18 protein-coding genes are annotated in these 20,731 nt (G+C 56.2%); 11 read left to right on the plus strand and 7 right to left on the minus strand.

Features of this window, described 5'->3' with window-relative positions:
- Window positions 1-7: 7 nt before the first annotated feature.
- Complete coding sequence (locus IFO68_RS11490) at window positions 8-520, minus strand: hypothetical protein (protein ID WP_192016006.1); 513 nt, start codon at window positions 518-520, stop codon at window positions 8-10.
- A gap of 309 nt (window positions 521-829) precedes the next feature.
- Between IFO68_RS11490 and IFO68_RS11495 the strand changes: the two genes are divergently transcribed.
- From IFO68_RS11495 to IFO68_RS11530, 8 genes are all read left to right on the plus strand, one after another.
- Entirely contained in the window at window positions 830-3,052 is a 2,223-nt protein-coding gene (locus IFO68_RS11495; RefSeq protein WP_192016007.1) for a Gfo/Idh/MocA family oxidoreductase, read from the plus strand.
- Window positions 3,049-4,113: a glycosyltransferase family 4 protein gene (locus IFO68_RS11500; RefSeq protein ID WP_192016008.1), complete on the plus strand. Its 1,065-nt coding sequence runs from the start codon at window positions 3,049-3,051 to the stop codon at window positions 4,111-4,113. The genes IFO68_RS11495 and IFO68_RS11500 overlap by 4 nt, the downstream gene beginning before the upstream one ends.
- A 144-nt stretch (window positions 4,114-4,257) precedes the next feature.
- Window positions 4,258-4,884, plus strand: a complete 627-nt coding sequence (gmk, locus tag IFO68_RS11505) for a guanylate kinase (RefSeq protein WP_192016009.1) — start codon at window positions 4,258-4,260, stop codon at window positions 4,882-4,884.
- 50 nt (window positions 4,885-4,934) lie between these two features.
- Complete coding sequence (rpoZ, locus tag IFO68_RS11510; protein ID WP_027250547.1) at window positions 4,935-5,210, plus strand: DNA-directed RNA polymerase subunit omega; 276 nt, start codon at window positions 4,935-4,937, stop codon at window positions 5,208-5,210.
- Window positions 5,211-5,228: 18 nt separating this feature from the next.
- A complete protein-coding gene (gene spoT / locus IFO68_RS11515; protein ID WP_192016010.1) occupies window positions 5,229-7,331 on the plus strand; it encodes a bifunctional GTP diphosphokinase/guanosine-3',5'-bis pyrophosphate 3'-pyrophosphohydrolase in 2,103 nt (700 codons plus the stop codon).
- A 110-nt stretch (window positions 7,332-7,441) separates the two neighbouring features.
- Window positions 7,442-8,146 (plus strand): tRNA (guanosine(18)-2'-O)-methyltransferase TrmH, encoded by a 705-nt coding sequence (gene trmH, locus IFO68_RS11520; protein WP_192016011.1) that lies wholly within the window; start codon window positions 7,442-7,444, stop codon window positions 8,144-8,146.
- A 32-nt stretch (window positions 8,147-8,178) separates the two neighbouring features.
- Window positions 8,179-10,260 (plus strand): ATP-dependent DNA helicase RecG, encoded by a 2,082-nt coding sequence (gene recG, locus IFO68_RS11525; RefSeq protein WP_192016012.1) that lies wholly within the window; start codon window positions 8,179-8,181, stop codon window positions 10,258-10,260.
- A gap of 212 nt (window positions 10,261-10,472) precedes the next feature.
- Complete coding sequence (locus IFO68_RS11530) at window positions 10,473-11,846, plus strand: uracil-xanthine permease family protein (protein ID WP_192016013.1); 1,374 nt, start codon at window positions 10,473-10,475, stop codon at window positions 11,844-11,846.
- Window positions 11,847-11,922: 76 nt separating this feature from the next.
- Here the strand turns inward: IFO68_RS11530 and envZ are convergent, their stop codons facing one another.
- The 3 genes from envZ to greB form a co-directional block, all read right to left on the minus strand.
- The gene (gene envZ, locus IFO68_RS11535; RefSeq protein WP_192016103.1) at window positions 11,923-13,281 is read right to left on the minus strand and encodes a two-component system sensor histidine kinase EnvZ; all 1,359 of its coding nucleotides are present in this window, start codon (window positions 13,279-13,281) and stop codon (window positions 11,923-11,925) included.
- 9 nt (window positions 13,282-13,290) lie between these two features.
- Complete coding sequence (gene ompR, locus IFO68_RS11540; RefSeq protein ID WP_027250541.1) at window positions 13,291-14,010, minus strand: osmolarity response regulator transcription factor OmpR; 720 nt, start codon at window positions 14,008-14,010, stop codon at window positions 13,291-13,293.
- Between the two features lie 143 nt (window positions 14,011-14,153).
- A complete protein-coding gene (gene greB, locus IFO68_RS11545) occupies window positions 14,154-14,630 on the minus strand; it encodes a transcription elongation factor GreB (protein WP_046220413.1) in 477 nt (158 codons plus the stop codon).
- A 211-nt stretch (window positions 14,631-14,841) separates the two neighbouring features.
- On the opposite strand from greB, the gene IFO68_RS11550 reads away from it, so the two are divergent.
- Window positions 14,842-17,163: a Tex family protein gene (locus tag IFO68_RS11550; RefSeq protein ID WP_192016014.1), complete on the plus strand. Its 2,322-nt coding sequence runs from the start codon at window positions 14,842-14,844 to the stop codon at window positions 17,161-17,163.
- Between the two features lie 70 nt (window positions 17,164-17,233).
- On the opposite strand, the gene IFO68_RS11555 is transcribed toward IFO68_RS11550, so the two are convergent.
- Entirely contained in the window at window positions 17,234-17,698 is a 465-nt protein-coding gene (locus IFO68_RS11555; protein WP_027250538.1) for a hypothetical protein, read from the minus strand.
- A 136-nt stretch (window positions 17,699-17,834) separates the two neighbouring features.
- A complete protein-coding gene (gene bioH, locus IFO68_RS11560; protein ID WP_192016015.1) occupies window positions 17,835-18,659 on the minus strand; it encodes a pimeloyl-ACP methyl ester esterase BioH in 825 nt (274 codons plus the stop codon).
- Window positions 18,660-18,705: 46 nt separating this feature from the next.
- On the opposite strand from bioH, the gene IFO68_RS11565 reads away from it, so the two are divergent.
- Window positions 18,706-19,389: a ComF family protein gene (locus IFO68_RS11565; RefSeq protein ID WP_336510272.1), complete on the plus strand. Its 684-nt coding sequence runs from the start codon at window positions 18,706-18,708 to the stop codon at window positions 19,387-19,389.
- Window positions 19,390-19,507: 118 nt separating this feature from the next.
- A complete protein-coding gene (gene nfuA / locus IFO68_RS11570; protein WP_192016104.1) occupies window positions 19,508-20,086 on the plus strand; it encodes a Fe-S biogenesis protein NfuA in 579 nt (192 codons plus the stop codon).
- Window positions 20,087-20,241: 155 nt separating this feature from the next.
- Here nfuA and IFO68_RS11575 read toward each other — a convergent pair whose 3' ends face one another.
- Complete coding sequence (locus IFO68_RS11575; protein WP_192016017.1) at window positions 20,242-20,634, minus strand: 3D domain-containing protein; 393 nt, start codon at window positions 20,632-20,634, stop codon at window positions 20,242-20,244.
- Window positions 20,635-20,731: the final 97 nt, after the last annotated feature.

Raw genomic sequence — 20,731 nt, forward strand, 5'->3', positions numbered from 1 at the left:
ATCACATCTACATTCTGCCCCGCAGTCCGCCGCCTCCCAGACCGCGAAGTTGACCCGCGCCAATGTTTGGCCGGTTCATCATGCCGCGCTGAACAGCCGGACGGTTCGCGCGAATGGCAGAGCGGTCGACAGGCCCCTGCTCGCGGCGGGTTTGCAATTGCTGTCGGACGCGCTGTTGCGTCTCCGGCGGCAGACTCTGCCATTTCTGATCAAGCTGAGCTTTGACCGCCGGCAGATTGTCGGCAATATCAGCACGATCACCCTGCCAGTTGTCAAACTTGTTTTTGATCTCCTGCTGCTTGTCCGGATCCAGACTTTGCCACCAGTCTGTCACCACATCTTTGTATTCACCATCACCATGGCAGCAGTTCGGATAATAATGGTGCCAGTAATAGAGGTAATCGTCGTACCACCACTCATTGCTGTAGTGATAGCTGGCTGGACCCGATGAATCAGCTCCAGTGCTGCCGCATCCGGTTAACAGCAAGAGCAGACAAAAAAACAGAGAGCGAATCGGCATCTTGTTGGACTCCGTGTAGCGATGTAATGAAGAGTGCTGGCCACCTAGCCCGGCAATAAATCACAAATAAGCCTGATAATCAGGTTAGCAGATCCGGCTCAAACCCGATCAGGCAAGGGATATTTCCCTCGCTTCTCCCCGCTGTTTCATCTTCTTACCTCAACTTTTGCATGACTTTACTACGTCGACGCTCAGTACCTGCCTGCACTGACTATAGTTAACAATAGCGGCGAAAATATAGCATAAAAGTTCAATTAACAGCCGCAGCTAGCCACTGATTTTCAAGGGATAATGCAGAAGGGCAAAAGCATGACAGCAAAAACAGACAATAAAGTCATCCTGATAGGTGCGGGTTACATATCGGATGTTCACGCTGCGGCGCTCCGGTCGCTGGACGGTATCCGGCTCTGTGCTGTTGTCGATCCCAATCTCTCTGCCGCACAAGCACTGGCAGAGCGTCATCACATTCCGTTGTTCTTCAGCACTGTGGAGCAAGCGCTGGCTGAAACCGAATTTACCGCCGCCCATGTGCTGACCCCGCCCAATCTGCATTATGCGCTGGCCAGCCAGCTGCTCAGTCACGGCAAACATGTGCTGGTCGAGAAACCGCTGGCTGAAACCGAAGAAGAGTGCGAGGCGCTGATTAGCCTGGCTCAGCAACATGACGTCACCCTGGCCGTTAACCAGAATTTCATCTTTCACCCTGTGATGGAGCGGGCCAAGCAGCATCTGGCCAATAATGATATTGGCCCGGTCAAATCGGTTTCCCTGCGCTATGAAATGCCATTACGCCAGCTGACGGCCGGTCAGTTCAGTCACTGGATGTTCCGCCAGCCCGTCAACTTACTGCTGGAGCAGGCCGTGCATCCGCTGTCGCAACTGATGAGCCTGTTCGGACGCCCGACAGCACAGTCGATGGCTAATAAGATGTTGAGTAAGCTAAGCCAGATCCAGCGGCTCAGTAATGGCCAGCCTTTTATTCAACGTTTAGATGCCATTGGTGAGCTGGACATCCCGGTGCATTTTACTTTTGCAATGGGTCAGGACTTTCCGGTGTGGGAAATGCAGATCACCGGCGAAGACGGCTGTCTGAGGCTGGATTTTGTCCGCCAGCAAGCCATAGTGCAAAGCCGCAGTCGTTTTCTGCCTGCGCTCGATACCGCGGTGACCGCCTGCACCCAGGCAGGCAGCCTGCTGTCGCAAGGGCTACGGCAGTTCACCAACTATGCCTTGACCACGGCCGGTCTCAAAGCTTCGCAGGACCCTTTTTTGCTGTCGATGAAAACCAGTATCAGCCAGTTCTATCAGGCTATCTCTACCGGGCAGCCCTTACTGCATGATGGGGAATTTGGCTGTGATCTGGTGGCCCTGTGCCACTATCTGGCCAGCCAAACCCAGGGCGCAGATCGGCTGACAGCAACCACACCGCTCGGTAATCACGCAATCGAAGATGACTTCCAGCCTTTCGATGTGCTGGTGATTGGCGGCACCGGCTTTATTGGCCGTCATGTGGTGGAGCAATTGCTGGCCAAGCACTATTCAGTGGGTGTCATGGCGCGCAATATTCAGGCCTTACCCGCTTTATATCACCAGCCGACCGTTCAGCTGATCCAGGGGGATGTGTGCGACCCTGCCGCCCTTGATGAAGCGGTGCAGCGTGCTACTTACGTCATCAACCTGGCCCACGGCGGTGCCAGCGGTGACTGGGAGGCGATCAAACGCGCCATGGTCGATTCGGCCCGTGATATTGCCCAGGCCTGCCAGACACACCAGATCACGCGGCTGGTACATCTTGGCTCCATCGCCTCGCTCTATCTCGGCAGCGACAGGATTATGATTCACAGTGACACACCGCCGGATCCCGCCGCTGATCAGCGGGCACATTACGCCCGCGCCAAAGCCATGGCGGATCACCTGCTGCTGCATGAGAGCAAGGGGCAAGATCTGGTCGTGCTCCGGCCCGGCATTGTGGTCGGCCAGGGAGGGCCGGTCAATCACACAGGTGTCGGCTTTTTTAATAACAACCAGTACTTTATCGGCTGGAACTTAGGCCACAATCCCCTGCCTTTTGTCCTGGCCAAGGATGTCGCCAGCGCCACGGTTTCCGCCCTCACAGTGCCGGGCATTGCCGGCAGGTCATTGAATCTGGTCGGTGATGTGCGCCCCAGCGCGCGTGAATATGTGGCCATGATCAGCAAAGGACTGGGCCGTCCCTACCGCTATGTGCCGCAGTTCACCTTCTGGCTGTATCTGCAGGAGCTGGGCAAATGGGCCATCAAACGCCTGTCCGGCCGCAACACCCTGCTGCCCGCGCTGCGGGATCTGCGATCCCGCGCCCTGAATGCGCGTTTTGATACCAGTGTCGAAAAGCGTTTGCTGAACTGGCAGCCAGTCAGCGACTGGGACTGCTTCTATCAACACGCGATTCTGGTTCACAGAACGCCGCCCGCGACTATGCCAGCCGCAGAAGCCCCCCGTAATGAAAAACCCGTTCCGCTCCCCGTGCAAGCTGACAAGGTGGCATCAGAATGACCCGCATACTGCATGTGTTTTCAACCTTTGCCGTTGGCGGCCCGCAGATCCGCTTCGCACAGCTGGCCAATGCTTTGTCCGGCCAATATCGCCACACCATTATCTCGCTGGACGGCGCCAGCCAGGCGATGTCCAGGCTGGCAACCGATGTGCAGGCCGAGTTCCTGCCGATGCCAACACTGAAAGCCATGAGCCTGCCGCAGCGGTTGCACGCCATTCACCGCACGCTCAGCCATCATCAGTCCGATATTCTGATGACCTACAACTGGGGCGCGATAGAATGGGCGTTTTGCAATCGCCTGCTGCACCTGTGTCGCGGCATTCACTGGGAGGACGGATTCAGCCCGGATGAAGCCAGCCAACTGTACCGGCGCCGCAATCTGTTCCGCCGCCATGCGCTCAGCGGTCAGACTCAGGTCGTGGTGCCATCTCACACCCTGATGGCCATTGCCCGCCAGCACTGGCAGATCCCCGCTCAGCGGCTGCACTATTTTCCCAATGGTATTGCCATGCCGGAGGCAATCAGCAAAGGGGCGCCTTCCGCGCTCACCACACTGATTACCCTGGCGAGCTTACGCGCCGAGAAAAACCTCCACCGCCTGATCGACACCTTTGCCAGCCAAGCCACCCACAGTCGCTTACTGATAGGCGGCGATGGCCCTATGCTGACTGAACTTGAGGCTTACATAGATAGCCTTAATCTGACGAACAGTGTCAGGCTGGTCGGACGCATTGATGATGTCTGGGGATTTCTGGCACAGGGCGACATCTTTTGCCTGTCGTCCGATACCGAGCAGATGCCGCTATCTGTGCTGGAAGCCATGGCCGCCGCCCTGCCGGTCGTCGCCACCGATGTCGGCGATGTAAAAACCATAGTGGCCGCGGAAAACACCCCTTTTGTGGTGCCGCCCGCTCACTACGCCAGCGCGTTTCGCCGGATACTGTCTGAACCCAGGCACTGGCAAGCGATAGGAGAAGCCAATTACCAGAAAGCCTGCCAGCACTACAGCTTCCAGAATATGCTGGAGAATTTCACCCGCCTCACTGCCCCGATCCGCTAACCCGGCAACAAGCTGCTATTTTTTATAAGAGCAGGGTGACAACGCGGTTTTTGGCCCGAGAGCGAAACTTACACGTGCCGATTCAATTTAGCTGCAGTTCGTGATACCCTGCGCGCCCTTTCTTCCACTTGAGTGACAATGGTAATGAGCAAAGGCACGCTTTACATAGTTTCGGCACCCAGCGGCGCAGGTAAATCCAGCCTGATCAACGCCCTGCTGGAAACCAACCCGACCTATGACATGAAAGTCTCCGTATCCCACACCACACGCGGTATGCGTCCGGGTGAAGTTCATGGTGTGCATTACAATTTTATCGGCGTGGAAGAATTTAAAGAACTGGCTGAACAGGGTGCGTTTCTGGAACATGCCGAAGTGTTCGGTAACTTCTATGGCACGTCACGTCTGTGGATCGAACAGCAGCTGAACAAAGGCATCGATGTGTTTCTCGACATCGACTGGCAGGGCGCGCAGCAGATCCGCCTGCTGATGCCAGCAGCCAAAAGTATTTTTATACTGCCGCCGTCCAAAGATGAGCTGGAGCGTCGTCTGAACGCCCGCGGTCAGGACAGCGAAGCCGTTATCGCCAGACGCATGGATGAAGCACGCTCAGAAATCTCGCATTTCACAGAGTACGACTATGTGATCGTGAATGACGATTTTGATGTCGCATTAATCGATTTTAAAGCGATCATCCGCGCTGAGCGATTGAAGCAAGACAAGCAAGCTGCTAAATATAGCAGCATGTTGACTGCGCTACTGGCGCAACAGTAAGTAATTTTGTACAATTTTCCGTCTTTTTATTAAACCCACTGGAGTCCTCGATGGCACGTGTAACTGTTCAAGATGCTGTTGATAAAATCGGCAACCGTTTCGACCTGATCCAAATTGCTTCTCGCCGTGCACGTCAAATGCAGACTGGCGGTAAGGATCCATTGGTTCCTGAAGAGAATGACAAGTACACAGTGATCGCACTGCGCGAGATCGAAGAAGGCCTGATCACGAAAGACATTCTGGATGCACGTGAGCGTCAGGAAATGCAAGAGCAGGAAGCCGCAGAACTGGCGGCGGTCAGTGCTATTGCAGGTAACCAGCGCTAATTCAAGGAAGCGGGCAATTTGTATCTCTTTGATAGCCTGAAAGAAGTTGTAATTGAATACCTGCCTGAGACTCAGATTGAGGCGCTCAGGCAGGCCTATTTGGTAGCAAGAGACGCCCACGAAGGCCAGACGCGTTCCAGCGGCGAGCCTTACATCATCCACCCGATTGCCGTTGCTCGAATCCTGGCCGAAATGCGCCTGGACTTTGAGACCCTGATGGCAGCCCTGCTCCACGACGTTATCGAAGATACCGATGTCACCAAAGACGACCTCGACAGTCGTTTCGGCTCGACCGTGGCAGAGTTGGTGGACGGCGTGTCCAAGCTGGACAAGCTTAAGTTCCGCGACCGTAAGGAAGCTCAGGCGGAAAACTTCCGCAAGATGATCATGGCCATGGCCAATGACATCCGGGTTATCCTGATCAAACTGGCCGACCGGACCCACAACATGCGAACCCTGGGTGCGCTGCGTCCTGACAAACGTCGCCGCATTGCCCGCGAAACGCTGGAAATCTTCTCGCCCCTGGCCCACCGTCTGGGTATTCACAACATCAAGACCGAGCTCGAAGAGCTGGGTTTCGAGGCCTTGTATCCGAACCGCTACCGGGTGCTGAAAGAAGTGGTGGCTGCCGCCCGCGGTAACCGTAAAGAAATGATCAACCGCATCCACGCCGAGATTGAAGGCCGCCTTCATGATGCGGGGATCAACGGCCAGGTGCTTGGCCGCGAGAAAAACCTGTACTCCATCTACAACAAGATGAAGAACAAAGAACAGCGTTTTCATTCCATCATGGATATCTACGCGTTCCGGGTGCTGGTCGATAACCTGGATACCTGCTATCGGGTACTGGGTCAGGTGCACAACCTGTACAAGCCTCGTCCGAGCCGGATGAAAGACTATATCGCCATCCCGAAAGCCAACGGCTATCAGTCATTGCACACTTCACTGGTCGGCCCGCACGGTGTACCGGTTGAAGTGCAGATCCGCACCGAAGACATGGATCAGATGGCTGACAAAGGGGTCGCCGCTCACTGGGCCTACAAAGACGGTGAAAGCTCAGGCACAACAGCACAGGTCAAGGCCCAGCGCTGGATGCAAAGCCTGATCGAGCTGCAGCAAAGCGCCGGTAACTCGTTTGAATTCATTGAGAACGTGAAATCCGATCTGTTCCCGGATGAGATTTACGTTTTCACACCTAAAGGCCGGATTGTCGAACTGCCGGTCGGCGCGACCGCGGTCGACTTCGCCTATGCCGTTCATACCGATGTCGGCAACACCTGCGTCGGCGCCAAGATTGATCGCCAGCCTTATCCGCTGAGCAAGCCGCTGAAAAACGGCCAGACGGTGGATATCATCAGCGCGCCGGGTGCCCGTCCGAACGCCGCCTGGCTCAACTATGTGGTAACCTCGCGGGCCCGCACCAAGATCCGCCAGGTACTGAAAACCATGCGCCGTACCGAGTCGATCACTCTGGGCCGACGTCTGCTCAATCATGCCCTGGGCGAGCTGAACATAGATCAGATTGAACCGGTAACACTGGACAAAGTGCTCAAAGATCTGCGTCTGAAGGACGTCGATTCGCTGCTGGCGGCCATTGGCCTGGGCGAGCTGATGAGTGTGGTGGTTGCCCGCCGCCTGCTGGGCACGCTGGATGAAGAAACCCAGGCGGATGACAAACGCCGCATGCCTATCCGGGGTGCTGACGGCATTTTGCTGACCTTCGCCAACTGCTGTCATCCTATTCACGGTGACCCGATCATGGCCTATGTCAGTCCGGGTAAAGGACTGGTCATTCACCGCGAAGAATGCGCCAATATCCGCGGCTACCAGAAAGAATCGGACAAATACATGCCGGTTGAATGGAGCCGTGACTTCGAGCAGGAGTTTGTCACCAACCTCAAAGTGGATATGCAGAACCACCAGGGGGCACTGGCCGATCTCACCAACACCATCGCCAATACCGGGTCCAACATCCAGGGATTGTCGACGGAAGAGAAAGACGGCCGTCTGTATACCATAACGGTGCGCCTGACGACCAAAGGCCGTGTCCATCTGGCCAACATCATGCGCCGGATCCGGGTGATGCCGAACGTTGTCCGGGTTGCCCGGCAGAAGAACTAAGGTGCCGCGCTCAGCTGCACTGACTACTCAAACGCCCGTCCCGGGCGTTTGTGCTTTCCCGAGTGCTGAATTATAAGCCGTTCAGCCAGAACTGAAACAAGACAAGAATCATGACGCCAGAACGTTACCAGAGGATCCAGTCAGTGCTGGCTACCCGCCAGCCAGATTTAACCCTGTGCCTGGAAGAAGTGCACAAACCCAATAACGTCTCCGCCATTATCCGTACCGCCGACGCCGTAGGCGTGCACAAGGTCCACGCGGTGTGGCCGGAAAAAATGCGGGTGCTTGCCCACACGTCCGCCGGCGCGCGCAACTGGGTCGAGCTGGAAACCCACACCAGCATGCCAGAGGCCATCGGCCAGCTGAAACAGCAAGGCATGCAGGTACTGGCTACCCATCTGTCTGATCGTGCGGTGGATTTTCGCGAGATTGATTACACCAAACCCACAGCTATTATCCTGGGCGGCGAAAAAAACGGGATCACTGCCGAAGCGCTGTCACTGGCTGATCAGGATATCATCATTCCTATGGTGGGTATGGTACAGTCACTCAATGTCTCGGTAGCCAGTGCGCTGATCCTTTATGAAGCACAGCGCCAGCGCCAGCTAGCCGGTATGTATGACAGAGAAACCACGCCGCTGCCGGCAGACACAGTGCACCGCATCTTGTTTGAACGCGGACACCCTGTACTGGCGAAAGTCGCCAAACGTAAACAGCTGCCTTATCCGCCGCTGGATGACGCCGGTCAGATAGTGGCAGATGACGCCTGGTGGCAGGCGATACAAGCCAGGGATAAGCCCCGGCGCAACAAATAACCCTGAACGGACAGAGCACAGAGTAAGCAGGCATGAGCGGACAGATGCTAGACACCATCGCCCTGACAGAATTGTCAGGCGTCGGCGCCAAAATGGCGGAGAAACTGAGCAAAATCGGCCTTCACACCGTACAGGATCTGCTGTTTCACCTGCCGCTGCGTTATGAAGACCGCACCCGGATCTGGCCGATTGCCGCCGTGCAGCCCGGACAGCACCTGACGGTGCAAGGCGAAGTGCTGCATAACGCCATCAGTTTTGGCAAGCGTCGGATGCTGACGGTCAAGATCAGCGACACAACCGGCTCTGTCACCCTGCGCTTTTTCAATTTCAACGCCGCGATGAAAAACGCCCTGTCCGAGGGAAAACAGGTCAAAGCCTACGGCGAGATCCGCCGCGGCCAGCACGGGCTGGAAGTGATCCATCCAGATTACAGCGTGTTTTCTGAACCGACCACACTGGCAGTTGAAGACACCCTCACCCCTGTCTACCCCACCACAGACGGCTTGCGTCAGTTAACCTTGCGCAGCCTGACCGAACAGGCGCTGAACCTGCTCGACAAAGCCGCGGTCAGCGAATTACTGCCCGAAGGCTTGTACGACAGGCAAATGACCCTGGCCGATGCCCTGCACCTGATGCACAGGCCCACGCCGAATGTGTCGCTGGATCAGCTGGAAAAAGGTCAGCACCCGGCGCAGCAAAGACTGATCCTGGAAGAATTGCTGGCACAGAACCTCTCTATGCTGGCGGTTCGCCAGAAAAGTCAGCAGCACCAGGCCTGGCCCTTGCCGCCCAGTACCTCACTCAAAAAGCAGTTACTGGCCGGCCTGCCCTTCAGCCCGACCGGCGCGCAGCAACGTGTAGTGGCCGATATCGAAACAGACCTGGCCAGAGCCATCCCTATGATGCGTCTGGTGCAGGGCGATGTCGGTTCAGGTAAAACACTGGTCGCCGCTTTGGCGGCCGTCCGCGCCATTGACCACGGTTATCAGGTCGCACTGATGGCACCAACCGAATTACTGGCCGAACAGCATGCCCTCAACTTTGCCCAGTGGCTGGAACCGCTCGGCATTCAGGTGGGCTGGCTGGCCGGCAAACTCAAAGGCAAAGCACGGGACACCGAGCTGGCCCGCATTGAAAGCGGCGAGGCCAAAATGGTGGTCGGCACGCACGCATTATTTCAGCAGCAGGTCGTGTTCAACAACCTTGCTTTGGTGATCATCGATGAACAGCACAGGTTCGGTGTTCACCAACGGCTGGAATTAAGGGAGAAAGGGGCCAACGAAGGCCGGTACCCGCACCAGTTAATCATGACGGCCACGCCGATTCCGAGGACACTGGCGATGACCGCCTATGCCGATCTGGAAACCTCGGTGATTGACGAGCTGCCGCCCGGACGAACCCCAATCCAGACCGTTGCCGTTTCAGACACACGTCGTGCCGACATCATAGCGCGCATCCGCGCGGCCTGCCTCAATGAAGGCCGCCAGGCTTACTGGGTTTGTACCCTGATTGATGAGTCTGAAGTACTGGAAGCCCAGGCGGCTTCTGATACGGCCACCGAGCTGACGGCACAACTGCCAGAGCTGAAAATCGGGCTGATACATGGCCGGATGAAAGCCACTGAGAAACAAGACATCATGCAGCGCTTCAAAACCGGAGAGCTGCACCTGCTGGTCGCCACTACTGTGATCGAGGTCGGTGTCGATGTGCCCAACGCCAGCCTGATGATCATCGAAAACCCGGAGCGACTGGGGCTGGCCCAGCTCCACCAGCTGCGCGGCCGGGTGGGCCGGGGCAATGTGGCCAGCCACTGCGTGCTGCTCTACCATGCGCCGCTGTCCAAAACCGCCCAGCAGCGGCTGGCGGTACTGCGCGAAAGCAGCGACGGCTTCGTCATTGCCCAGCGTGATTTAGAAATTCGCGGTCCGGGTGAGCTGCTGGGCACCAAACAAACCGGGATTGCCGATTTCAAAGTCGCCGATCTGGTGCGCGACCAGCACCTTATTCCCCAGGTGCAAAAGCTGGCGCGTTACCTGCACGAGCAATATCCGGCCAACGCCAAAGCCATCATTGAGCGCTGGCTGGGCCAGAAAGAAAATTACTCTAACGCCTGATCGCCAGCCTTTTCTTTGCTGGTAGCGAAAAAGTGCGGTCATTTTCTGCTTTTAGTCGCTATTTTGCCGTCAATTTAATTACGCAAACGTTTGCTAAAAATAACAACCTCATTAGAATAGTGGCCACTTTTGACCCAAGGGTCATGGTCGGCTTCAGCGTCTGTCTCCCTCTCAATCTGAAGCCGTCCTGTCGACGCACATAAGGAAGCATCATGACTGGCCAGCACCAAGAAATAACGCCACCGCGTTCATCCGATTTGATCTACCGACTCGATGACAGACCGCCTTTGCCACAAACCCTGTTTGCGGCTGTGCAGCATTTGCTGGCGATGTTCGTGGCCGTGATTACGCCGTCGCTGATTATCTGTCAGGCACTGGGCCTGCCCGCCAGCGATACCAATACCATAGTCAGTATGTCGCTGCTGGCTTCCGGGGTCGCCTCCTTCATTCAAATCCGCACCATAGGCCCGGTCGGCTCCGGTCTGCTGTCGATTCAGGGCACCAGCTTCAACTTTCTTGGCCCAATCATAGGGGCCGGGCTGGCGATGAAAGCCGGCGGGGCCGACGTGCCCACCATGATGGCGGCGATTTTCGGTACTATCCTTGCGGCTTCTCTCACTGAAGTCGCTATTTCGCGTATTTTGCAGCACACACGCCGCATCATCACGCCATTGGTGTCCGGCATTGTAGTCACCCTGATTGGTCTGACGCTGATTCAGATCGGCCTGACCTCCATCGGCGGCGGCTATGCCGCCATTGAAAACGGTAGCTTTGGCAGCCTGGACAAGCTCCTGCTGGCCGGCATAGTGCTGGGGCTGATCGTGCTGCTGAACCGGATGAAAAACCCGTATCTGCGTGTCTCGTCGATTGTGATTGCCATGGCGGCTGGCACTCTCACAGCCTGGGGAATGGGCATGATAGACAGCAGCCAGCTCGCGGAAACCAGCCTGATTGCAGTCCCCGCACCGATGCAATACGGCCTCGGATTTGACTGGTCTTTGCTGATCCCGCTGGTAATCGTCTTCGCCATTACTTCACTGGAAGCCATTGGCGATATCACGGCTACCTCGGAAACCTCTGAACAGCCCGTCAGTGGTCCTGTCTACATGAAGCGCATCAAAGGCGGCGTGCTGGCTGACGGCATCAACTCGGCACTGGCTGCAGTGCTGAACAGCTTCCCGAACTCCACCTTCAGCCAGAACAACGGCATTATCCAGCTGACCGGCGTTGCCAGCCGCTACATCGGCTATTTTGTCGCAGGTATGCTGGTACTGCTCGGCCTGTTCCCGGCTGTTGCCAACCTGGTACAGCTGATCCCGGAACCTGTGCTGGGCGGCGCCACTATTGTGATGTTCGGCACCATCGCCGCTTCTGGGGTGCGGATTATCTCCCGCTGTGAGCTGGACCGCCGCGCCATTCTGATCATGGCACTGTCTTTCTCTATGGGGCTGGGCATTGCACAAAAACCGGAAATTCTGCAGTTCATGCCGGATATTGTGAAGAGCATTCTGTCCTCCGGCATGGCGGCTGGTGGCCTGACGGCGATTTTGCTGAACCTGATCCTGCCGGAAGAGAAGAAAGGCTGATTCTTTTCGGCTATTCGTACAATGCTATCCCTCCCCCTTTTCAAGGGGGAGGTCAGGAGGGGACTAGGAAAAGAACTTAAGACTTCACACTCCGCTTGCCATTGTGTTTGACTGTCCGCACCGGCAGGCTGATCTGCACTTTCAAGCCACCGGCACTGCGGTTACTGAACTGAATGTCGCCCTGATGCTGATCCACAATACGCTTGACGATAGCCAGTCCCAGTCCGGTGCCTTCCGCGTCACTGCCCCGGGCACTGTCGCCGCGGGTCAGCGGCTGCATCATTCTGGCCACCTGATCCGGTTCAATACCCGGACCATCATCCTCAACACAGAACCAGGCCATCTGGCGATCGGCCGTCATGCCGCTGGTGACCCGCACCCAACCGTGGCCGTAGCGAAGCGCATTCACCAGCAGGTTGCTGATCAGCCGCTTAATGGCCACCCCGTTGGCATACACTTTGCCGTTAATGGTCCCCAGCGACTGTTCAATCCCGCGCTCAATGCCCCCTTCTGCTTCTGCCACATCTTCAAGCAGAATATTCAGTTCGAGTAGTTCCTGCTCCAGCAATTGGGTGGATTTCAGGTACTCCATAAACTGACTGATGATGGCATTACACTCCTCGGTGTCTTTAATCATGCTTTCAGCCAGATAGGCATCTTCGGGCGACATCATTTCGGTCGCCAGGCGGATACGGGTCAGCGGGGTGCGCAAATCATGGCTGACACCGGCCAGCAGCAATGCCCTGTCGTCTTCGAGCTGTTTAATACCATCACCCATACGATTAAAGGCTTTGGTGACCGCCCGGATCTCCGAGGCTCCCTGCACATCCAGATGTGGCGGAGATCCACCTTTTGCCACCTCTAAAGCCGCCTGCTCCAGCGCCACCAGAGGACGATTCTGGATCCGGATAAACATCCAGCCCCCGGCGATCACCATCACAGCAATAAACAGGCTGTAACCAAACAGCGGCGCAAAATCTTCTTCCTGCAATTCGGACAGTGGCACCCGCATCAGGTAACCCGGCATGGCGTCGCAGTCGAGCCACAGCACATAGCTGTCTGTCCCCAGCACCAGGCGCACTTCCGTCGGTGTGTTCAGCTCTCGGGTCATTTCCTCACTGAGGTAATCAATGCGGGTCGCTTCCCTGAATTCAGCCGATTCTGGACTGTCATCGGCATGAAGCGTGACCCCCAACTGCTCCAGCAGTTGCCGGCGCAGCGGGGTATCGAGATGAAACTTGTGGCCATCGGCCAGTTCCACGTCTTCTTTGAGCATCAGTTTGACTTCATAAGCCATGATGCGGTTGAACTGCTGCAGACTCGGTAACAGTGCATAATTCAGCACCGCCAGATAGGAAAAAATCTGGCTGGCTATCAGCAAGCCAGCCAGCAGGATCAGAGTGCGGGTAAAGGTCGAGCGCGGCGACAGGCGCATCGGCATGGTTTAGGCCTCGCTGCCGTCTGGGACAAACACGTAACCCAGCCCCCAGACGGTCTGAATATAACGTGGACGGCTCGGATCTTCTTCAATCATGCGGCGAAGACGCGAGATCTGCACGTCAATTGAACGCTCCATCGCCGAGTATTCGCGGCCGCGGGCCATGTTCATCAGCTTATCGCGCGACATCGGCTCGCGGGCGTTGGTCACTAAGGCTTTGAGCACCGCAAATTCACCGGAGGTCAGCGGCATGGCTTCCTCCCCGCGGAACATTTCCCGGGTACCCAGATTGAGGCGAAACTCACCAAAGGTGATGATCTTACCTTCCACACTCGGCGCGCCAGGTGCTTCGACCGTCTGACGACGCAGTACTGCACGGATACGGGCCAGCAACTCGCGCGGATTAAACGGCTTGGGCAGGTAATCGTCGGCACCGACTTCCAGACCGACAATCCGGTCGACTTCGTCGCCCTTGGCCGTCAGCATCAGAATAGGCAGCATGTTGTTGGCATTGCGCAGACGACGGCAGATAGACAGGCCATCTTCACCCGGCAACATCAGATCCAATACCATCAGGTGGAAATTCTCACGGGCCAGCAGGCGGTCCATTTGCTCGCCATTGGCTACACTACGCACCTGGAATCCCTGCTCAGACAGGTAACGCTCCAGCAAGGCGCGCAGGCGCATGTCGTCATCAACCACTAAAATCTTGAAATTGTCTTGCATCGTTCCACCTTATGCTTCGAACTCTGGATGTCGCCGAGGTGCTATTTTACGCGACCGCTGCCTGTTCTGACTGAAACAGTGAGCAAATGATCACCGTGAAATTGTTACCGAGTGTGTCCCCACCCCCGGCATGCCTTTAGATATTAGTCTGTTACGTAAGTTATCGTATTGATGAACCAGACTTTATCACCTTCTGGCGTGCGTACTACCACTTCATCATCCACTTCTTTTTTCAGTAGCGCCCGCGCCATCGGCGAATCGATAGAAATGTAATCCCTGCGGCCGAAAATTTCGTCATAGCCGACAATGCGGAATTTTTTGCTGTCACCGGCTTCGTTTTCCACCTCGACCCAGGCACCGAAAAACACCTTGCCTTCCTGCACCGGGGAATAATCGACAATTTTCACTTTCTCTAACGTTTTGCGCAGGTAACGCACCCGGCGGTCAATTTCACGCAGACGCTTTTTGTTGTACTGATAATCAGCATTCTCCGAGCGATCACCCAGACTGGCCGCCCAGGTAACTTTCTTGGTGACTTCCGGCCGCTCTTCCTGCCACAGAAAATCCAGCTCCTGCTTGAGCCGGTTATACCCTTCCCGGGTGATCAAAGGGGTTCTCATTGCGTCTGTCTCTGCTTACTGGTAATGGCTTGATTATACGATGTTGTAAGGCCTGACGGCGAGTTGTTCGCATGCTCCGGACGGCACCAAGATCACACCTGTCCGCACGGCTGGCAAACTCCTGACATTTTGCCGGTGCAAGAACGCTGACGGCCAGGCGGAATTGTGGTTAGATGGTCGGCCTGAGACAAACTGTATCCAAAGGAATTCTATGACCACGAGTATCCATCACCTGATTGCGTCTGAACTGAATGTCAAAACGCAGCAGGTTGCCGCAGCCGTGGCGCTACTCGATGACGGTAACACCGTCCCCTTTATTGCCCGTTACCGTAAAGAAGTGACCGACGGGCTGGACGATACCCAGCTGCGTAATCTGGAGTCCCGCCTGGGCTACCTGCGTGAGCTGGAAGACCGCCGTCAGGTGATCCTCAAATCCATTACCGAGCAGGACAAGTTGACGCCTGAGCTGAAAGCTGAAATCTTATCAGCCGACAGCAAAACCCGGCTCGAAGATCTGTACCTGCCTTATAAACCCAAGCGCCGCACCAAGGGCCAGATTGCGATTGAAGCCGGTCTGGAGCCGCTGGCCGATCTGCTGTGGTCACAACCGGACAACGATCCGGACATCGCTGCTGCCAGCTATGTGTCTGCCGACAAAGGTGTCGCCGATAGCAAAGCGGCCCTGGACGGTGCCCGCGCTATTTTAATGGAGCGCTTTGCCGAAGACGCGGCGCTGCTGGATAAAATCCGCCGCCACCTGCAGGGCAATGCCGAGCTGACCGCCCGCGTGGTAGAGGGTAAAGAGCAGGAAGGCGCCAAGTTCAAAGACTACTTCGAGCACAACGAGAAACTGACCCAGGTGCCGTCACACCGTGCGCTGGCGATGTTCCGCGGCCGTAACGAAGGGGTGCTGCAACTGGCGCTCAACGCTGATCCGAATCAGGAAGAAGGCGTGCGCGGCTCTTACTGTGAAGTCATTATTGCCGATCACTATGGTGTGAACCTGGGCGCAAAACCGGCGGATAGCTGGCGTAAGCAGGTGATCAGCTGGGCATGGCGCATCAAGATTCTGATGCACATGGAAACCGAACTGATGGCGGCACTGCGCGAGAAAGCTGAAGACGGCGCGATGCAGGTGTTTGCCGACAATCTGAACGATCTGCTGATGGCCGCCCCTGCCGGCCCGCGCATGACACTGGCGCTCGATCCGGGCCTGCGTACCGGCTGTAAAGTGGCCGTCGTCGACAGCACAGGTAAGCTGGTCGATACCGCTACCATTTATCCGCACCAGCCACAGAAACAGGTGGCCCAGTCCGCCGCCACTGTGCTGGCACTGCTGAAAAAACATAACGTTGATCTGATTGCGATCGGTAACGGCACTGCTTCACGTGAAACCGACAGTTTCGTGGCAAAGCTGCTGAAAGACAACAACCTGAAGATTCAGAGCGTGATGGTCAGCGAAGCCGGGGCCTCGGTGTACTCGGCCTCTGAGCTGGCCGCCAACGAGTTCCCGAACCTGGATGTGTCGCTGCGCGGCGCGGTTTCCATCGGACGTCGCCTGCAGGATCCGCTGGCCGAGCTGGTGAAAATCGATCCCAAATCCATCGGTGTCGGCCAGTATCAGCACGATGTCAGCCAGAGCAATCTGGCTAAGCGTCTGGACGCGGTGGTGGAAGACTGTGTTAACGCCGTGGGTGTCGATGTCAACACCGCCTCACCAGCCCTGCTGACCCGCGTGGCCGGTCTGTCGCCGGCGATTGCCAGCAATATCGTGGCTTACCGTGACGAGCACGGCCGCTTTGATGCCCGCACCACACTGAAGAAAGTGTCGCGTCTGGGCCCCAAAGCCTTTGAGCAGTGCGCCGGTTTCCTGCGGATCATGAACGGTAAGAACCCGCTGGATGCTTCCGCCGTCCACCCGGAATCCTATGATGTGGTCAAAGCCATCGCAGCGAAAAACGGCAAGCCGCTCGATGCCCTGATCGGAAACAGTGAGTTCCTGCGCGGTCTGAAAGCAGCCGACTACACCACGGACGAAGTCGGCCTGCCGACCGTCACCGACATCATTCGCGAGCTGGACAAGCCAGGCCGCGACCCGCGCCCTGAGTTCAAAACCGCCACCTTTGCCGAAGGCATTCACGAAGTGAAAGATCTGGTGCCGGGCATGGTATTGGAAGGGGTGATCACCAATGTGACCAACTTCGGCGCCTTTGTCGATATCGGTGTTCATCAGGACGGTCTGGTCCACATTTCGGCGCTGTCGGACAAATTCATCTCCGATCCGCGCGAAGTGGTCAAAGCCGGCGATGTGGTGAAAGTCAAAGTGATGGAAGTGGACTTGCAGCGCAAACGTATTGCCCTGTCGATGCGCCTGAGCGACGAGCCGGGCCAGGAAGCCAGCCACAAACCGCAGGGCGGCCAGCGTCAGGGCGAGCAAACACGCCGGGCGCCTCGTCAGCAGCGTGACAGTCAGCCGGACAACAACGCCATGGGCGGTGCCTTTGCCGCGGCGTTTGCCAAAGCCAAGAAGTAATCCTCAGCCATAAAACAATAAAGGTGGGTTTGACCCGCCTTTTTTGTCTTTCACTTATAAAAATAATCAATCAGACAATTTTCAGCATTTCGGTGGGCGGATTCGGCACTGTGGCCTGGGCATACTTGTAGCGAATCACGCTGCGGATACGTTCCATTTTGCTGATCTGGGCCAGCTCTTCAAGCAGCGCCCTTGGCAAGCGGATGTGCATGCTGTAACCCAGCTCGCTGACATCTTTCATATAACTGTCTGCCGACAGTGCCAGCACCAGTTGTTCAAATTCCTGCTGATAGCCGTAGCTTTTTTGCTGGGCGGCATCCAGCGAAGCGTAATCCGGATGTTCACTGGGATCCCAGCCTGGCCGCCGCATTTGTTTGTCATCGCCTTTGAGCGAAGGCTCGCTGCCAGAGGGGAGACTGGCACTGGCCGGGCGCACTTTTTCACGGATCTTGTTATCGCGCGCAGCCTGCTCCGTCATCGGATTTACCGATGGCGCCAGTGTCGGTATACCGGCATTCAGGGGCGACACTATCATCTTCAGGCGACTCCTACAGTGAGCCACAGGCTCTACGCTGACGCACCCGAGCAACGGCTGTAGTGCGCCTCATGAATAACTGCAAAAATGGCAGAAACCTCTGCCGCTACACTTTGATTATCGGCCACTCAAGGTTTTACTTTAATATTTCTGTGGATTCTGTCGCCAGGGCTGCCGAGGCATTACCTTCAATAAACACCTGTAATGACTGCAGAAAGTCCTGCGGGTGGGAAATAAAGGGCGCATGGGAGGCTTGCGGAAAAACCACTTTCTCTGACTGCGGTGCCAGCTTGTCCATATCACTGGCAACTTTGACCGGCACCAGCCCGTCAAGCCGGCCATAGAGACGCAACCAGGGCTGTTGGATCTGTCCCAGCTGCTGGCGCAAATCCACCTCCGCCAGCATGTCCAGACCGGCAGCCAGCGCGTCCGGTGACGGCTGGGGACGCGACAGCACGGCCTGCTTGAGTAACCGGATGTCCTGCCGTGCACTCGGACTGCCCATCGCCTGCAGCGCCATGAAGCGCTCAACCGTCAGGCTGAAATCGTCACTGAGCTGTTGCTGGAAATCACTCAGTACCTGAGGCCTGATGCCGCGCCAGCTATCCATCGCGGCAAAACGCGGTGAACTGGCCACAGTGATCAGCTTGCTGACCCGCTCAGGCGCCTGCAGCGCCGCCTGCTTGGCGATCAGTCCGCCCAGCGACCAGCCCAGCCAGACCGCTCGTGCCGGCGCGCTAGCCAGTAAGGCGTCCGCCATCGCTTCAACAGACTGCGCCTTGACACCGGCACTGTAACCATAGCCCGGCATGTCAACAACATGCACCCGGTATTGTTCTTCCAGCTGCGGCACCAGATGCTGCCAGACAGCGCCATTCATGCCCCAGCCATGAATGAGAACCAGATCGGAACCCTGAGCCAGGTCCTGACCAAATGCTTGCCAGTAGACAGATGCCGTCATGTACACTTCCTTCACTTCAAACCGGATGGCAAGGATGTTATCCCCTGTGGCTGTAAGATCAATCTTTCGTTGGCCAAACCAGCGATGCGCCTTGTGCCGTTTACCGCTGCGTGACGGTGATCACTACTGGTGTCAGCATTGCCTGGCCAGCCTGCCTCGGCCGCCTTATTGCCAGCGCTGCGGAGCCACCACACTGGAGCCCGTCAGCCATTGCGGCCACTGCCTGCGTCAGCCGCCGCCCTGGGATCGGCTGGTGCGCCTCGGAGAATATGGCTTTCCGCTCAACCGGCTGGTTCAGCAATACAAATTTCAGGGTAAATTCTGGCTCAGCCAGCCACTGGCCGGTTTGTTAGCCGAGCAGATGACAGAACCTGCCCCGCTGCTGCTGCCTGTACCGCTGCATCCCTGGCGCCGGCTGATCCGCGGATTCAATCAAAGTGCGCTGCTGGCTGATGCACTGGCGGAGATCACAGGTGGCGATACCGATCACCAGGCACTGCGCCGGACCCAATCGGCCCGCCCGCAGCATCAGCTGTCGAGAAAAGCCCGCCTGCAGAATCTCAAGCAGGCATTTATACTTAACAAAAGAGTGTGGCCGGAGCACGTGGCTATCGTCGACGATGTGGTGACCACAGGCAGTACCGTTTCCGTGTTGTCTCAGCTGCTCAGGAAGCAGCACGTCGCCCGGATCGATGTCTACTGCCTGGCCTTTACACCGCATTATCGCTGATCGGTGACGGTTCATTTTGACTGTTCAAAAAAACCACACAAGATTCAGGGGTGCGAGTTCTTCCGCCAAAGAGTAGAATAGGTTTAACGCTTACTAAGTCAGGTATTACGTCGTGTCTATGATTACTATTTCAGAAAATGCACAGCAGCATTTCGTTAAGCTGCTGGCCCAGCAGCCGGAAGGCACTAACATCCGTGTCTTCGTGGTCAATCCGGGTACCCCAAATGCTGAGTGCGGCGTGTCTTATTGCCCGCCGGAAGCCGTAGAAGCCAGTGACACCGAAATTAAGCTCGGTATGTTCTCGGCTTATGTTGATGAGCTGAGCCTGCCCTTTCTGGCCGACGCTGAGATTGATTTTGTCACCGACAAAATGGGTTCACAGCTGACACTGAAAGCACCCAATGCCAAAGTACGTAAAGTGTCAGACGATGCGCCACTGATGGAGCGCGTGGATTATATGATTCAGACCCAGGTCAACCCTCAGCTTGCCGGTCACGGCGGCCATGTGTCCCTGTCTGAAATCACTGAAGATGGCGTTGCTATTCTGCAGTTCGGCGGCGGCTGTAACGGCTGCTCAATGGTGGATGTGACCCTCAAAGAAGGGATTGAAAAGCAGCTGCTGGCCGAGTTTGAAGGCGAGCTGAAAGGTGTTCGCGACGTGACTGAACACGCCCGCGGTGATCATTCTTACTACTGATTTATGCCCGCGCGGGATCTCATCCCTACTCTCGCGCACCGGGTAAATCACATAAAAAAAGCCGCTTTCGCGGCTTTTTTCATTCTTGTCTGTGCTTAATGCCTATCAGGATAATCAGGCTTTCGTGCGATTATTCGGCTAGGTATTGTACGATATCAGGCTTTTAAAACGGTGATAGTCACAGCGCGTCGGCCCCAGTTTTTAGCAGCCCGGACATCACGGCCCATGTAGATATCGATTTTCTTTGACCAGCGGTGATGCATCTTATCCAGCACCACATACTCACCAGGCAGGCCTGAGATTTTTACTTTAGAGCCGTGTTTGAGGCCCATTTTCAAAAGGTCTCGAGATACTGCGATTGCCTTCATTCCCGGCTTTAGTCTGTCTCCCCAGGCAGCAATTGACGGGCTGCTGTCGGTCTGGGCTGGCACGGAATTATACGCCGTTGCCGTCACTCGAACTTTGGCTCCCGGAGCCACTGCACTAGCATTAAAACACCACAGTAAACCCATAAAAAGCAATAAAAAAACACCGATTTTTTGTTTCATTTTCAACCTGCTCAACTCCAAAACAGGTCATATTTTAAACACTATCAATAAGAAAGGACAGGGTTATTGGCCCGTGCAGGTTTATTGAACAGCATAA

It is taken from the genome of Photobacterium arenosum, assembly GCF_014841115.1.
Classification (GTDB): Bacteria; Pseudomonadota; Gammaproteobacteria; order Enterobacterales; family Vibrionaceae; genus Photobacterium; species Photobacterium arenosum.